Source organism: Pseudomonas fortuita, assembly GCF_026898135.2.
Classification (GTDB): Bacteria; Pseudomonadota; Gammaproteobacteria; order Pseudomonadales; family Pseudomonadaceae; genus Aquipseudomonas; species Aquipseudomonas fortuita.
On record NZ_CP114035.2, the window covers coordinates 4,019,347 to 4,033,081 of the forward strand.

The 13,735-nt window shown below is 59.5% G+C and carries 15 protein-coding genes, 2 tRNA genes and 2 pseudogenes; 9 read left to right on the plus strand and 10 right to left on the minus strand.

Features of this window, described 5'->3' with window-relative positions; all coding sequences use genetic code 11:
• The first annotated feature begins 22 nt into the window (after window positions 1–22).
• Genes OZ911_RS18530 through OZ911_RS18540 form a run of 3 tightly spaced genes read left to right on the plus strand, consistent with a single transcriptional unit; the run spans window position 23 to window position 2,977 of the window.
• The gene (locus OZ911_RS18530; RefSeq protein WP_016487909.1) at window positions 23–1,072 is read left to right on the plus strand and encodes a TRAP transporter substrate-binding protein; all 1,050 of its coding nucleotides are present in this window, start codon (window positions 23–25) and stop codon (window positions 1,070–1,072) included.
• A 25-nt stretch (window positions 1,073–1,097) separates the two neighbouring features.
• Window positions 1,098–1,703, plus strand: coding sequence for a TRAP transporter small permease subunit (locus tag OZ911_RS18535; RefSeq protein ID WP_023048476.1), 606 nt, complete (start codon window positions 1,098–1,100; stop codon window positions 1,701–1,703).
• Window positions 1,697–2,977, plus strand: coding sequence for a TRAP transporter large permease (locus tag OZ911_RS18540; RefSeq protein ID WP_268968450.1), 1,281 nt, complete (start codon window positions 1,697–1,699; stop codon window positions 2,975–2,977). The genes OZ911_RS18535 and OZ911_RS18540 overlap by 7 nt, the downstream gene beginning before the upstream one ends.
• Before the next feature lie 49 nt (window positions 2,978–3,026).
• Here the strand turns inward: OZ911_RS18540 and OZ911_RS18545 are convergent.
• Window positions 3,027–3,103, minus strand: a tRNA-Val gene (locus tag OZ911_RS18545).
• A 692-nt stretch (window positions 3,104–3,795) separates the two neighbouring features.
• On the opposite strand from OZ911_RS18545, the gene OZ911_RS18550 reads away from it, so the two are divergent.
• On the plus strand, window positions 3,796–3,999 hold the full coding sequence (locus tag OZ911_RS18550; protein ID WP_320999748.1) for an AlpA family phage regulatory protein: 204 nt from the start codon (window positions 3,796–3,798) through the stop codon (window positions 3,997–3,999).
• Between the two features lie 20 nt (window positions 4,000–4,019).
• Here OZ911_RS18550 and OZ911_RS29040 read toward each other — a convergent pair.
• The 5 genes and pseudogenes from OZ911_RS29040 to OZ911_RS29140 form a co-directional block, all read right to left on the minus strand.
• Window positions 4,020–4,264: pseudogene (locus tag OZ911_RS29040) on the minus strand (pyocin activator PrtN family protein).
• A 421-nt stretch (window positions 4,265–4,685) separates the two neighbouring features.
• Complete coding sequence (locus OZ911_RS18555; RefSeq protein ID WP_031312117.1) at window positions 4,686–4,904, minus strand: hypothetical protein; 219 nt, start codon at window positions 4,902–4,904, stop codon at window positions 4,686–4,688.
• 222 nt (window positions 4,905–5,126) lie between these two features.
• The gene (locus OZ911_RS18560; RefSeq protein WP_080641068.1) at window positions 5,127–6,560 is read right to left on the minus strand and encodes a sialidase family protein; all 1,434 of its coding nucleotides are present in this window, start codon (window positions 6,558–6,560) and stop codon (window positions 5,127–5,129) included.
• 139 nt (window positions 6,561–6,699) lie between these two features.
• Window positions 6,700–6,846 (minus strand): DUF2514 family protein, encoded by a 147-nt coding sequence (locus tag OZ911_RS18565; protein ID WP_511057132.1) that lies wholly within the window; start codon window positions 6,844–6,846, stop codon window positions 6,700–6,702.
• A pseudogene (locus OZ911_RS29140) lies at window positions 6,843–6,956 on the minus strand (hypothetical protein); the annotation flags it as partial. The pseudogene OZ911_RS29140 and the gene OZ911_RS18565, both read right to left, overlap by 4 nt.
• A gap of 81 nt (window positions 6,957–7,037) precedes the next feature.
• Here OZ911_RS29140 and OZ911_RS18570 point away from each other — a divergent pair.
• Window positions 7,038–7,424 (plus strand): hypothetical protein, encoded by a 387-nt coding sequence (locus OZ911_RS18570; RefSeq protein ID WP_023048477.1) that lies wholly within the window; start codon window positions 7,038–7,040, stop codon window positions 7,422–7,424.
• Window positions 7,425–7,530: 106 nt separating this feature from the next.
• On the opposite strand, the gene OZ911_RS18575 is transcribed toward OZ911_RS18570, so the two are convergent.
• Window positions 7,531–7,607, minus strand: a tRNA-Val gene (locus OZ911_RS18575).
• 202 nt (window positions 7,608–7,809) lie between these two features.
• Here OZ911_RS18575 and OZ911_RS18580 point away from each other — a divergent pair.
• Window positions 7,810–9,093: an NAD(P)/FAD-dependent oxidoreductase gene (locus tag OZ911_RS18580; RefSeq protein WP_003250557.1), complete on the plus strand. Its 1,284-nt coding sequence runs from the start codon at window positions 7,810–7,812 to the stop codon at window positions 9,091–9,093.
• Window positions 9,094–9,187: 94 nt separating this feature from the next.
• On the opposite strand, the gene OZ911_RS18585 is transcribed toward OZ911_RS18580, so the two are convergent.
• Window positions 9,188–9,865 carry a peptidase C39 family protein gene (locus OZ911_RS18585; RefSeq protein ID WP_060517213.1) on the minus strand — a complete coding sequence of 226 codons (678 nt, stop codon included), beginning with the start codon at window positions 9,863–9,865 and terminating at the stop codon, window positions 9,188–9,190.
• 222 nt (window positions 9,866–10,087) lie between these two features.
• On the opposite strand from OZ911_RS18585, the gene OZ911_RS18590 reads away from it, so the two are divergent.
• A complete protein-coding gene (locus tag OZ911_RS18590; RefSeq protein WP_016487917.1) occupies window positions 10,088–10,264 on the plus strand; it encodes a hypothetical protein in 177 nt (58 codons plus the stop codon).
• A gap of 48 nt (window positions 10,265–10,312) precedes the next feature.
• Here the strand turns inward: OZ911_RS18590 and OZ911_RS18595 are convergent, their stop codons facing one another.
• The gene (locus tag OZ911_RS18595) at window positions 10,313–11,065 is read right to left on the minus strand and encodes a TerC family protein (RefSeq protein ID WP_016487918.1); all 753 of its coding nucleotides are present in this window, start codon (window positions 11,063–11,065) and stop codon (window positions 10,313–10,315) included.
• 29 nt (window positions 11,066–11,094) lie between these two features.
• Window positions 11,095–11,334, minus strand: a complete 240-nt coding sequence (locus tag OZ911_RS18600; RefSeq protein ID WP_024717747.1) for a hypothetical protein — start codon at window positions 11,332–11,334, stop codon at window positions 11,095–11,097.
• Between the two features lie 131 nt (window positions 11,335–11,465).
• Here OZ911_RS18600 and nhaR point away from each other — a divergent pair, with 131 nt between their 5' ends.
• Window positions 11,466–12,359 carry a transcriptional activator NhaR gene (gene nhaR, locus OZ911_RS18605; RefSeq protein WP_060517211.1) on the plus strand — a complete coding sequence of 298 codons (894 nt, stop codon included), beginning with the start codon at window positions 11,466–11,468 and terminating at the stop codon, window positions 12,357–12,359.
• Between the two features lie 139 nt (window positions 12,360–12,498).
• On the plus strand, window positions 12,499–13,710 hold the full coding sequence (gene sstT, locus OZ911_RS18610; protein WP_031312121.1) for a serine/threonine transporter SstT: 1,212 nt from the start codon (window positions 12,499–12,501) through the stop codon (window positions 13,708–13,710).
• Window positions 13,711–13,735 lie beyond the last annotated feature (25 nt).

Sequence of the window (13,735 nt, forward strand, 5' to 3'; positions counted from 1 at the left end):
GAACAACAACAAGAGGCCTACCGTGAAGCTCATCTCCCTGCTCATACCGCTGGCGCTTGGCGTGCTGATGGGCAGCCCGGCCGCCCAGGCGCAGGACTACCCGCAAATCCGTTTCAACGTGATCGGTGGTGGTAGCCACAACTACACGTTCCGCGCCGTTGAACAGCCGTTCTGGAACGGCTCCTTGCCCAGCGCCTCCCACGGCAAGGTCACCGCCCAGCTGCTGGGGCTGTCGGAGAGCGGCCTCAAGGGCCCGGAAATCATTCGCCTGATGCGCTTTGGCGCGGTTGACATTGGCATGGGCGTGTTCGCATTCGTCGCCGGTGACGATGCTACCTTCGAAGGCATCGACCTGCCGGGCATGGCCGCCGACATCGGCAGGGCCCGCCGCATCGCCGACGCCTACAAGCCGGTGCTGGAACAGCGTATGGCCGAGCGCCATGGCATAAAGCTGCTGGCCACCGTGCCGTACACTGCGCAGGTGTTTTTCTGCCGCGCGCCCGTGCAATCGCTGGCCGACCTCAAAGGCCGAAAAATCCGCACCCGCGGGCGCAACATGGCCGAGCTGGTCAAAGCGATTGGCGCTGCGCCGGTCACCCTGCCCTTTGCCGAAGTGGTGACCGCCATGCAGACCGGCGTCATCGACTGCGCCATTACCGGTATCGGCTCGGGTAACGCGGCCAAATGGTACGACGTGGCCGGGTACCTGTACGACCTGCCGGTGGACTGGTCGGTCGGCTTCTATGGTATCGGCCTCAAGCGCTGGCAACAGTTGCCGCCTGAGGTGCAGCAACTGCTGCAGGCGCAGTCGAAGGTGCTGGAAGATGCCCTTTGGCAGGAGACGGCCAGGGAAAACCGGTACGCCAAGGCATGCAATGTCGGCAGCCCTGACTGCCAGATCCACCAACTGGCGCACATGAGTGCGTCGGCACCCGACGCGCAAGAACAGCAGCGCGTGCGCCAAATGGCGCTGGAAATCGCCAACGACTGGGGCAGGCGTTGCGGCCCCAGTTGTGTCGAACAATGGAATGCCAGCGCAGGCCGCGCCATCGGCATGCGCCTGGCCCCATAAACCCTTTCCCTCGGAGCATACAGTGATGAAGACGGCCCGTTCCAGCCTGGCGGCCATCACCGCCATCGCCAAGGCCAGCACCTGGGTGGGTGGCTTTGCCCTGCTCGGCTGCGCCCTGCTGATTGGCATCGACCTGATCTTGCGCAAGACCGTGGGCATCTCCATGGGCGGCGCTGATGAAATTGCCGGCTATGTTCTGGCAGTCACCAGCGCCTGGGCGTTACCGGTCACTTTGCTCAAGCGTTCGCACATCCGCGTCGACATCCTCTACGCTCGCCTTGGCTTGAAACCACGGGTGGCGCTCGACCTGTTCGCCCTGGCTTGCATGGCCGCGCTGGCCAGCACCTTGGTCTTTCACGCCTGGCATGTATTGTGGGACTCCATCGAATACCGTTCAGTGTCCAACACCCCCTTGCAAGTACCGCAATGGATACCGCAATCCCTCTGGTTTGCCGGCTACCTGTTCTTCGCCCTGACCCTCCTCAACCTGGCGCTGGTGAGCCTGGGGCATTTATTGCGCGGGCGCTGGGGGGCAGTCAGTGCACTGATCGGTATCAACACGGTCGAGCAGGAAATCGAGCAAGCGCTACACCCCGCCGCCAACCCTCCCCAGGAGCACCCGCCATGCTGAGCATCACCTTGTTGCTGCTGCTGACCCTGTTGGCGCTGAGCGTGGCCGCGGCCGTCAGTGTCGGCTTGCTGGGGATGTCGCTGTCGCAGTTGTTCTCGACCCTGCCGCTGAGCAATGCCATGGGCGAAATCGCCTGGAACATCAGCGCCGAGTTCCTGCTGGTGGCCATCCCCCTCTACGTACTGATGGGTGAACTGCTGGTGTGTTCGGGAGTGGCCGGGCGCATGTACCAGGCGGTCGAGAAATGGCTATCCTGGCTGCCGGGCGGGCTGATGAACGCCAACATCGGCGCCAGCGCGCTGTTTGCCACCACCAGCGGCTCCAGCGTGGCAACCGCCGCTACCATTTCCACCCTGGCCATTGCAGAGCAGGAACGCAAAGGTTACAACGCACCGCTGTTCCTTGGCTCCATCGCCGCTGGCGGCACGCTGGGTATCCTGATTCCGCCATCGATCAACATGATCCTGTTCGCCCTGATTGCCAACGTGTCGGTGCCCAAGCTATACCTGGCCGCGACCATCCCCAGCATCATCCTCAGCCTGTTGTTCGTCGCACTGATCGTGCTGGCCTGCCTGGTGCGCCCACCATTGGGTGGGCGCATAGAACACACCCGCTGGGCAGAACGCCTGGCCTGCATCCCCGACCTGCTGCCGCCACTGGCCATCTTCGTTCTGGTGATCGGCTCGATCTACAGCGGCTTTGCAACGGCCAGCGAGTCGGCGGCACTTGGGGTACTCAGCGCCTTGGGCTTGGGCCTGTGGCGTCGGGCTTTCACCTGGCAAAGCCTGGGCCAGGCCTTCGAAGCCACGTTGCGCACCACCGGCATGATCATCTTCATCACCTTGTCGGCGTTCTTCCTCAACTTCGTGCTGGCGTCCATCGGGCTGACCGCCACCCTGGTCAGCTTCGTCACCGACCTGAACCTGCCACCCACGACCGCGCTGCTGGCGATCATCGTGTTCTATATCGTGCTCGGCTGTTTCATGGACACCCTGGCGATGCTCATCACCACGGCGCCGCTGATCGTGCCAATCGTCGTCAACCTGGGCTTTGACCCGCTGTGGTTCGGGGTGGTGCTGATCGTGCTGTGCGAGATGGGCCAGATCACCCCGCCGTTCGGCATGAACCTTTTCGTGGTGCAGAGCATCCGTGGTCGCGGCAGCTTCATGGACGTGGTGTACGGCGCCCTGCCGTTCTGCCTGGCTTTGCTCGCGCTGATCGGTTTGCTGATTGCCTTCCCACAACTGGCGCTGTGGCTGCCAAAGGCGTTCTAGCGGCAGAATGCAAAAAGGGCGATCATCTCTGATCGCCCTTTTTGGGATTTGGTAGGCACAATTGGACTCGAACCAACGACCCCCACCATGTCAAGGTGGTGCTCTAACCAACTGAGCTATGTGCCTGTCGTGTGGTGCGCATATTAGTGATCCGATGCGTACCTGTAAAGCTTTTTTTTGAGAAAAATCAAAAACTTTCGAATGTGAGCACTGGGTGCCCTTACCGCAGTTTGCGGTACCCACAGCAATGGCTAATGAAAAAAGGGGTGACCCTTTCGGATCACCCCTTCTTCGATTTGGTAGGCACAATTGGACTCGAACCAACGACCCCCACCATGTCAAGGTGGTCTTGTGAAGACGCGCGCTACAGAATGGCAAATCTGACGTTCGTGGCGCGGGTGCCGCGTGGAATATTTTTTACGCCGGTCAATTTGCAAAACCGCATGCTAACTTATTGATTGTTATGGAACCTGAGATTATCCACATCCCTGAGCTGGCAAAACTACTCGGCCGATCCTAATCCGCCATACGACGCGCCATGCAAACCCGTGCATCATGGCTACCCCCGTTCTTCAGGCAGGGACAGCGGATCTGTTGGCGGCTGGAATCTGTTAGGGCGTGTCTCAAAGATTGGGAGCAACGCGGCGGGCGGTAATCGAAGCCTGGACGCAAGCGGAAACCACCCCCAACGCTTACCAAGTTGAGATAGCCAATTGGGGCCCGGAGGTCAGTATGATTTCAGCCGCGACTGATCGGTTCATACGAATTGATGAGGTGATATCCGTGACGGGCCGGGAAGGAACACTATCTATCGACGGATGCGCGAAGGCACATTTCCACGGCAGGTTCGACTGGGTCCCAATTCCGTTGCATGGCTTCAGTCGACCATCTCGGAATGGATGACATCCGTCGTAGAAAGCACCTCGTCGGTCCACAAAATGATCAGCAGAGCTAGGGTATGCTTAATCTGGTCGCCGCGAGAATACTCAATCGAACCGGACGCGCTCGCTGCACGAACGTAACGGCCTCGCGGCGACCTCCACTACATAGTGTACGTGGCCTCTGCACGGCTAGCATCCATGTACGCGGCCAGATCAGCCAAATGAATACCGCGAGCTCACTTTAGCTGCGCTCCATCGCAATGAGTGGAAGGCGTATCTCGCCCTTGGCGATATTGAGCCTCTGTTTTTCTGGGCTCCGGTGAGAAAAGTAGTCGGCGCACACCTAGTCCAGCGGAATTACTGCCAGTCCATCGTACTGAGCTAGCAGGAGAAATTCTGTTCTCATGACATTCACCTCTTGCGCCGCACCAACTCCAGTGCCGGCTCAAGATCCATCCCTGACTGCTCAGATCGTTTTCCTTCAGCTCGAATAACAGAACTACCTGACAAAAGCATCCGACCGGGAGTCTTGTCTACTGCGTGCTCAGCTATGTAAGTGTCTGCCCACTCATCGAGTTCATACCGATCAAATCCTACGCCTCGCGCGCCAATCGGGAACTCCTTTACGAATGGCCGTACTGCCTTATCGAACTCTGTCCTGCACATCCCTAGGTAACCAGGTGCAGATCGATACCTCAAAATACGAGGGAGAACCTGATGCTCTTTGCTCATCACAGAGGCGCTCGCTGCAGATTGGTAGATGACTATCAGTCATGAGTGTGGAGCTGGCCAGAGCATTCTGTCGGTCGGTGTTAGCGTCTAAATGTTCAATGGGTAGGTGGCAGGTTCTTGCCCCTGGCTCTCGCAACGACCCGCAATTGGTAGTCGGATACCGCCTGAAATAACGACTCGGCCAGCAGGCGCTCGACCTCCTCCGCCGGCGCGCCGCGACCCTGCGCCTGGTGATACTCACGGACGGCGTCGACAGCCTGCTGAATCAGCGGCTCGCCGGCCTCGACCATTCCGATAAAGGTGCGCTTGTCCAAAATGCGATGCCCTGCCCAATTGACCAGCAGAGTATAGGGCGGATTGGTGGCACCCAGAACGGGAACAGCTGATGACTCTAAAGCCTCTCGCTGATACCATTTGGCCACGCTGGCTTGCCATTCATAGGGACCAAGGTAGCTAGAAGCCCTGGACACCAGCATCCAGGGCTTCGTTTTTTGTTTGCCCAGTTCATCCAGGCCGCATAAATTTACTGCTGATCCTTAGAGATTTGCTGGATCGCTGATAACTCTGACAGAAGGCGTGCTTTTTCCAGAGATGATCTCATGCTCATTGAACTTGGCGATGCGAATCTGTTTGTGAGAATCACGACCGTTATCGTAGATGATAAGTATCTCACCATCATCACCGAAACTGACTACCGGATACGAAACCTGAATAGAAGAATCTGGCTCGATAATTTTTTTATACCGGTATGTAGCTCCGTCGTCATCGGAGAGACCAACTGTCAGTGTTCCTCGCACAAGATCATTGTTCCAGCAAAGTAGAAGGAGTCCGGAAGGAGTCCTGCCTAGCCACGCACGCGACGAAGAGCTCGGAGCGGTAACCGTGTAAGCCTGCCAAGGCGTCCAGGTCCTCATTAGGTCGCGACTGACGGAATACTGCATTTGTGAGTTGGAACCCAACGATCTTAGCAGAGCTAAAACACTTCCATCGGACCGCTGCACGAACTCAGTTTCAAAGAAACCACTGTACTGGCCGTTATTGTTAGGTGGAAGCTGAGAAACATGTTTAATTTTCTGGCTTTCCCAATCCAGCTCGTAAATATGCGGCCCTACATGATCCATGTATGCTGGAGGATATTCAGCAGAGAAGCGCCAGCCATCTACTGCTAGATACCACTTATCTTCGATCTTGACTGGACGTCGCGGATCACCGTAGTAAGACAAACGGAATGGCTCGCCCCATTTGGGGTCCTCAGCATTGGGATCGTCACAAATAACTGCCCATGCTCCACCAATACCATCGTAGAGCTTGTTGTCTCCCAGGACGCCATAGAAAAGCCAGAGACGGCCCTTGGGATCTGTCCAGAGCATTGGATCTACAATCTGGTTTCCTGGATGGCTAGGTGAGTACGTCAGGTATCCGTACTCTTTAACGCTCTCGCCGCCGTTATCCGAGTAGGCCAGCACCGCGAAGTTTCCTGGTCCTTCGGCTGCATGGGTATTGTCAGCACGCCATGCGGTCCAGTATCGGATTGGACCGGTTCTGGCGATTGTGGCCGTGGCCTGGTACGCACGATTGGCCAGACGGTAGGAAGGGTCGTCGGTGTCTCGCTCGATACGCGCCGGGGAATCCACAAAGACGCGTGCCGGCCGCTGATCGAAGCTGGAAACGATATCGGATTTTGTCGTGCCCTGACGCTTGGCCCTATCCCCTCCCGGCGCAAGCGGGTCATTTTTCGCTAAATACAATGGAGCGCTCCCGTTGGCAGGCGAGCTATGGACATCGGGGGTATTCCGATGGTCTGGACGACCTATAGCCCCTTCGAAAACATCTGCGTTTTTTCGAGGCTCCACATTCAACACCCAGTGGCTGAGCTCGGTATCGAATCGCGCAAGCTCCTTATCACCCACGATAACAGCTGATGATTCCGATACCGCTTTCGACACCTGAGTGATAGGCAGTCCGTCCATCAGTTTCTTCCTCTTCCTAGGATCCGAGTATTTCCAAGATAGTACGTAACATCACCCTGCTGCCTAATACGCATGCGGAAACTGGCGCTAGGAAGCTGATGAAGACGTAGCACAGGTTGTAGTACTTCTATGGCACCGCTTAATCAGACTGGTTCCGCGACTGTCGCCCGCTCACATAGTCGTACTCCTTGGCGCACTGGTCTCCCGCTATCTTGGCTCGGTCATACGCCTTCGCCAACTGTCCGGCTCGAGCATCAGCCCGTGCGAGCAGGTCGGAGAGCACCAAGGTGGCGCGGGTGGCTGTCTCGCCTCTGGCGACAGCAGCGGTGTCCGTGCCGGGGCAACTGCCGGTCTGCGGCCAAAAATTTCACGGAGGTTTGTCCTATCCCAATCCAGTGCGAGATATCATTCGCCTACTGGAACCAGTCAGGCTGTGATATCAAGAAACCATCAGTCACAGGAAAGAGGCCTGGTGGAATGATACTGAAGCTTTCAGATGTGGACATAATAGGTTTCAAGACCGCCATTTCTGTTTCGCATGGAACGGACGTGGAGTACACCAGAGGAAAGATTATTGGTTCGGAGAACGGCATTATTGAGCGTGATCCGCCTTCTTTTCTTGAAATGCTTGGCCTTCCAGCGGATACGCCTTTTGATGCCCTGCTGATAGCTCTGATGACCCTGCGGGACAGGCCAGAAGCGCCACTTGAAGAGAAAACACAGGCCCTAAAAACCTCGAAGATCGGGCCGTATCTTCAACACTCAGCCAATGCTGCAACAGTGGTAGAAGGTCTCGCATTGCTTGCAACGAGCCCAGAAGGGACTCAAGTAATCACTTGGCTCAAAGGCGTTGTAGGTTTCTAGGGCCTAGAGAGGATAGAGGTGGGTGGTTTTGCAAAAGTTTTGCAAAAACAAAAAGGGCGACCCTCTCGGATCGCCCTTCAAGTGCCCGAAAACCGGGGCTTTTGTTTGGTAGGCACAATTGGACTCGAACCAACGACCCCCACCATGTCAAGGTGGTGCTCTAACCAACTGAGCTATGTGCCTGTCGTGTGGTGCGCATTCTACGCATTCCAAAAACCCTGTCAACACTTTTTTTTGCGCTAACCTACTGAATCTTAACCCCTTTGTATAAAGGCTGCTGGCGGGTCCCCCGTAAAGGATTTTCACCAGACGACTAGCGGGTGTTTATTATTATTGATAGCATCGGTACATTCGTTAAAAATATAAAACACGAGGTTCCTGCAGCATGGCTAACACCCCCTACCCCCAGTCCTACTACGCCGCCTCGGCCAACCCGGTGCCGCCACGTCCGGCGCTGCAGGGTGAGGTGGAAACCGATGTGTGCATCATCGGTGCCGGCTACACCGGCCTGTCCAGCGCCCTGTTCCTGCTGGAGAACGGCTTCAAGGTGAGCATCGTCGAAGCGGCCAAGGTCGGTTTCGGCGCATCGGGCCGCAACGGCGGCCAGATCGTCAACAGCTACAGCCGCGACATTGACGTCATCGAACGCACCGTCGGCCCCAAGCAGGCACAACTGCTGGGCCACATGGCCTTCGAAGGCGGGCGCATCATTCGTGAGCGCGTGGCCAAATACAACATCCAGTGCGACCTGAAAGACGGTGGCGTGTTCGCCGCCCTCACCAGCAAGCAGATGGGCCACCTGGAGTCGCAAAAGCGCCTGTGGGAACGCTTCGGCCACAACCAGCTCGAGCTGATGGACCAGAAGCGCATCCGTGAAGTGGTTGCGTGCGACAGCTATATCGGTGGCATGCTCGACATGAGCGGCGGCCATATCCACCCGCTGAACCTGGCCTTGGGCGAAGCAGCTGCGGTCGAGTCGCTGGGGGGCATCATCTATGAGCAAACCCCGGCCGTGCGTATCGAGCGCGGTGCCAACCCAGTGGTGCACACCCCGCAAGGCAAAGTGCGCGCCAAGTTCATCATCGTCGCCGGCAACGCCTACCTGGGCAACCTGGTGCCGGAACTGGCCGCCAAGTCCATGCCATGCGGTACCCAGGTGATCACCACCGAACCCCTGGGCGAAGAACTGGCGCGCACCCTGCTGCCGCAGGATTACTGCGTCGAGGACTGCAACTACCTGCTCGACTACTACCGCCTGACCAGCGACAAGCGCCTGATCTTCGGCGGTGGCGTGGTGTACGGCGCACGTGACCCGGCCAACATCGAGGCGATCATCCGTCCGAAAATGCTCAAGGCCTTCCCGCAGCTGAAAAACGTGAAGATCGACTACGCCTGGACCGGCAACTTCCTGCTGACCCTGTCGCGCCTGCCCCAGGTTGGCCGGATCGGCGACAACATCTATTACTCGCAGGGTTGCTCGGGCCACGGCGTGACCTACACCCACCTGGCGGGCAAAGTGCTGGCCGAGGCCTTGCGCGGCCAGGCTGAGCGTTTCGACGCCTTCGCCGGCCTGCCGCACTACCCGTTCCCGGGTGGCCAGATGCTGCGCGTGCCGTTCAGCGCCATTGGCGCCTGGTACTACAGCCTGCGCGATCGCCTGGGCTTCTGATGTAAGCCGGCCTGGCGCTATCGCCGGCAAGCCAGCTCCCACAGGTACCGCACAGGCGTCGAACCCAGTGCGCTACCTGTGGGAGCTGGCACCGCTATTTGTTCAGGCTGCTGATGGCCTGCTTCGCCGCAATTTCCTGCCCCGCCCGTGCCAGCTCATCCGCAGCCTGCAACCAGCGCTGGCGATCCACCTGGGCCGGCAGTTGCCGCGGTGGCTGCACCAGCACCGCCCAACTCCCCTGCTTTGCCCACGCCGAGGCAAAGTCATCAAACGCCATCACCTGCCGCCGGTGCATGCCCGAGCGCAGCAGCACACGCTGCTTGTAGCGGTCATAGCCGATCAGCACCGCATAACGTGGCTCACCCCACCAGGCCGAACCCTCTTCGTAACGCAGCAGCACCGGGTTGCCCGCCGCCACCTGGGTCAATAGCGCGTCCAGTTGCTTGTCCAGTGGGTATACCACCATGCCGTAGTCCCGTGCCACGCGAGGGATAGCCGTGTCCAGCGCATCTGCGCCTTGGGGCAGGTTCAGCGGCTTGTCCAGCAAACCAGGCGTAATCGGCGCGCCCTGTTGCGACAGCACCGCTGCCAGCGCCATGGCACCGCTGTGGTTGGCGTTGCCACGGTAGAACGGCACGCTGCTGATCTCGACCCGCTGCGCCAGGCCTTTGAGATTGGCGGGCGGTGCGCTGGCACAGCCAGCCAGGGTGGCTGCCATCAGACAGACGGCCAGCAGCCGCCGGGGGGCAGTTTTGACGGAATGTTGCTGCATGGACACTCGCTTGTTCCAACGCCAGGCAGGCAGCGCCCGGCTCTGGCACCGATCATAGGTCCGACAGCGGCGCGGGTATAGTCCGACAGCGGCTTGGAGCGAATCGGACTCAGGGATAGACCTTTGTTCGATGGAACGTCACAGGCGAAGGGCTAGACTAAAGCAGTGTCTGGAAGGCAAGCGCTGGCTGACCGAGCGCTGCCCTTGGAGAGGGAGGCACAGATGAGCCTGACTATGGCAATCCTCATGCTGGTGGGCATGTGGCTGAGCGTTGCAGCCGCCATGCTGTGGGGTGTGCTGCGTATCGTGCGGCGCCATTCCCACCACCACCGGCCACCGCTGGTACCTGCCAAGCCGCAACCTGTGCGACGGCCACGACGGCCAGCCGGGGTGCACTAAGATTTCAGAACCCGCGAACGGGGCGCAATGCGCCCCGTCTTTTTTTCATCAACCTTCAGCAGCCTCACGCTTCAAGCGCGCCCGGCGAGCCAGAATGTTGAGGATCTCGATCGCGGTCGAGAACGCCATGGCCGCATACACATACCCCTTCGGCACATGAGCGCCAAAGCCTTCGGCGATCAGTGTCATGCCGATCATGATCAGGAAGCCCAAGGCCAGCATGACCACGGTCGGGTTGTCATTGATGAAGTTGGCCAGCGGGTCAGCGGCCACCATCATCACGATGACTGCCGTGATCACGGCAATTATCATGATCGGCAAGTGCTCGGTCATGCCCACAGCGGTGATGATGCTGTCGACCGAGAAGACGATGTCCAGCAGCAGGATCTGGAAGATTGCCGCAGCAAAGCCCAGAGTTACAGTCGAACCGACCTTGGCTTCTTCCTTGGCACCGTGCGGGTCAACGCTTTCGTGAATTTCCTTGGTCGCCTTCCACAGCAGGAACAGGCCACCGGCAATCAGGATCATGTCCTTCCACGAGAAGGCGTTACCGAACACTTCGACCACAGGGTCGGTGAGCTGTACGATCCAGGCCACCGTGCTGAGCAAGGCCAGGCGCATGACCAAGGCCATGCTGATCCCGATCCGCCGTGCCTTGGAGCGGTACTCCACCGGCAGTTTATTGGTCAGGATGGAGATGAAGATCAGGTTGTCGATGCCCAGCACAACTTCCATGGCCACCAATGTAGCCAGGGCAACCCAGGCAGTAGGGCTAGCGGCGAGTTCCAGCAAGTATTCCATTGTTCAAATCCTGCAGCGGCGGTTTAGGGTCAGATTTCCTGGGTGTCTTTTTTCTTGTCGGCATCTTCAGGCTGTTGCGCTTCGCCGCCGATAGCCTCGTTCAACGCCTGCTGGGCGGCCTTGTTGGTATCGTCAATGGCCTGCTTGGCCGACTGCGCGGCCTGGTCGAGCATCTGCTGGGCGGATTTCTCGGCTTGGTCGCAGCCTGCCAGGGTGAACAGGGCCAACGCCAGCACCAATGGGGTTCCGATGGATTTGAATTGCAGCATGGTGTCCTCGCTTGAAATATCCCGGCGGCGCATGGCGCCTGATGCGGTGCATTCTAGAGATGCCGACAGTTCAGGAAAATTCGTATTTTCATGGCGTATACTTCGGGTTTTACGAATCGGGACGACCGACGGTGCTCAACTATCGCCAGCTGCATTACTTCTGGGCCGTGGCCAAGACGGGCAGCATCACCCGCGCCAGCGAACAGCTGAACCTCACACCACAGACCATCAGCGGGCAAATCAGCCTGTTCGAGCAAACCTACGGCCTGGAACTGTTCCAGCGCGTCGGCCGCCAACTGGAGCTGACCGAGACCGGCCGCCAGGCGCTGGTGTACGCAGAACAGATGTTCCAGATTGGCGGCGAACTGGAGGCCATGCTGCGCGCCGGCCCGCAGGAGCAGATCCTGTTCCGTGTGGGGGTGGCCGATGTGGTGCCCAAATCCATCGTCTACCGCCTGCTGGCACCGACCATGGAGCTGGATGAGGTGCTGCGCATCAACTGCCGCGAAGACAAACTTGAGCGGCTGCTGGCAGACCTGGCCATCCAGCGCCTGGACCTGGTGATTTCCGACAGCCCCATGCCCAGCAATCTGGACATCAAGGGCTACAGCCAGAAGCTGGGCGAGTGCGGGCTGAGCTTTTTCGCCACGCCGGCACTGGCACAACGCCTGAACGGCCCCTTCCCCGCCTGCCTGCAGGATGCTCCGCTGCTGGTGCCCGGGCAGGAAACCGTGGTGCGCAGCCGTTTGCTGCGGTGGCTGGGCGAGCAACAGCTGCAGCCCCGCATCGTGGGCGAGTTCGATGACAGTGCCCTGATGCAGGCGTTCGGCCAGTCGGGCAGCGGCATTTTCGTCGCCCCCAGCGTGATCGCCGACGAGGTGTGCCGCCAATATGGTGTGGCGCTGATCGGCCAGACCGAGGCCGTGCACGAATCGTTCTATGCCATTTCGGTAGAGCGCAAGGTCAAGCACCCGGGGATTGTCGCGATTACCGAGGGGGCGCGGCGGGAATTGTTTCATTGGTGATCGTGGTGGCGTCTTTGTCCGTGAAACCGCTTCCACCGGTACTGCACACGTCTCGGTACACGGCGAAGACGCCAGAACAGCCGTACACGTGGTCTATGGTAAAGTCTCGCCCTTTCCAGATTCCGAGATGCCGCTGCACATGACCCCTGTCTTCCGCCTCCTCAACCGCACCAGCCTGGTGACACAGATCGTCATCGGCCTGCTCGCGGGCATCGCCGTTGCCCTGCTCGCGCCTGCCATCGCCCGCGACCTGGCCTTCCTGGGCAAGGTGTTCGTCAGCGCCCTCAAGGCCGTGGCGCCCGTGTTGGTGTTCATCCTGGTCATGGCCTCGATCGCCAACCACCGTCACGGCCAGGAAACCCATATCCGGCCGATCCTCTGGCTGTACCTGCTAGGTACCTTCGCCGCAGCGGTCGTAGCCGTGGTCGCCAGCATGCTGTTCCCCTCCGACCTGGTGCTGAGCAGCGGTGAGGCAACGTTGAGCGCCCCGGGTGGCATCTCCGAGGTGATGCAGAACTTGCTGCTGAGCGCGGTCGACAACCCGATCAATGCCCTGCTCAACGCCAACTTCATCGGCGTGCTGACCTGGGCTATCGGCCTGGGCGTGGCCCTGCGCCATGCGGGTGAAACCACCCGCACCGTGGTCGAAGACCTGTCCAATGGCGTGACCCTTATCGTGCGCGTGGTTATTCGCTTCGCCCCGCTGGGCATCTTTGGCCTGGTCAGCTCCACCCTCGCCCAGTCGGGCCTGCAGGCCCTGCTCGGCTACCTGCACTTGCTGGCTGTGCTGATCGGCTGCATGCTGTTCGTGGCGCTGGTGATGAACCCGCTGATCGTGTTCTGGAAAATCCGCCGCAACCCCTACCCGTTGACCCTGCTGTGCCTGCGCGAAAGCGGCATTACCGCGTTCTTCACTCGCAGCTCGGCGGCCAACATCCCGGTCAACCTGGCACTGTCAGAGCGCCTTGGCCTGCATGAAGACACCTACTCGGTGTCGATCCCGCTGGGCGCAACCATCAACATGGCCGGTGCGGCAATCACCATTACCGTACTGACCCTGGCCGCGGTGCATACCCTGGGTATTCCGGTGGACCTGCCAACGGCCGTGCTGCTCAGCGTGGTGGCGGCGGTGTGCGCCTGTGGCGCCTCGGGTGTGGCCGGGGGCTCGCTGCTGCTGATTCCACTGGCGTGCAGCCTGTTTGGCATCCCCAGCGAAATTGCCATGCAGGTAGTGGCGGTGGGCTTCATTATCGGCGTGCTGCAGGATTCGGCCGAGACAGCGCTGAATTCGTCGACCGATGTGCTGTTCACAGCGGCGGCGTGCCAAGCCGAAGAGGGGCGTAGCGCCTGAGCAGACCAAAGGGCCGCTTTGCGGC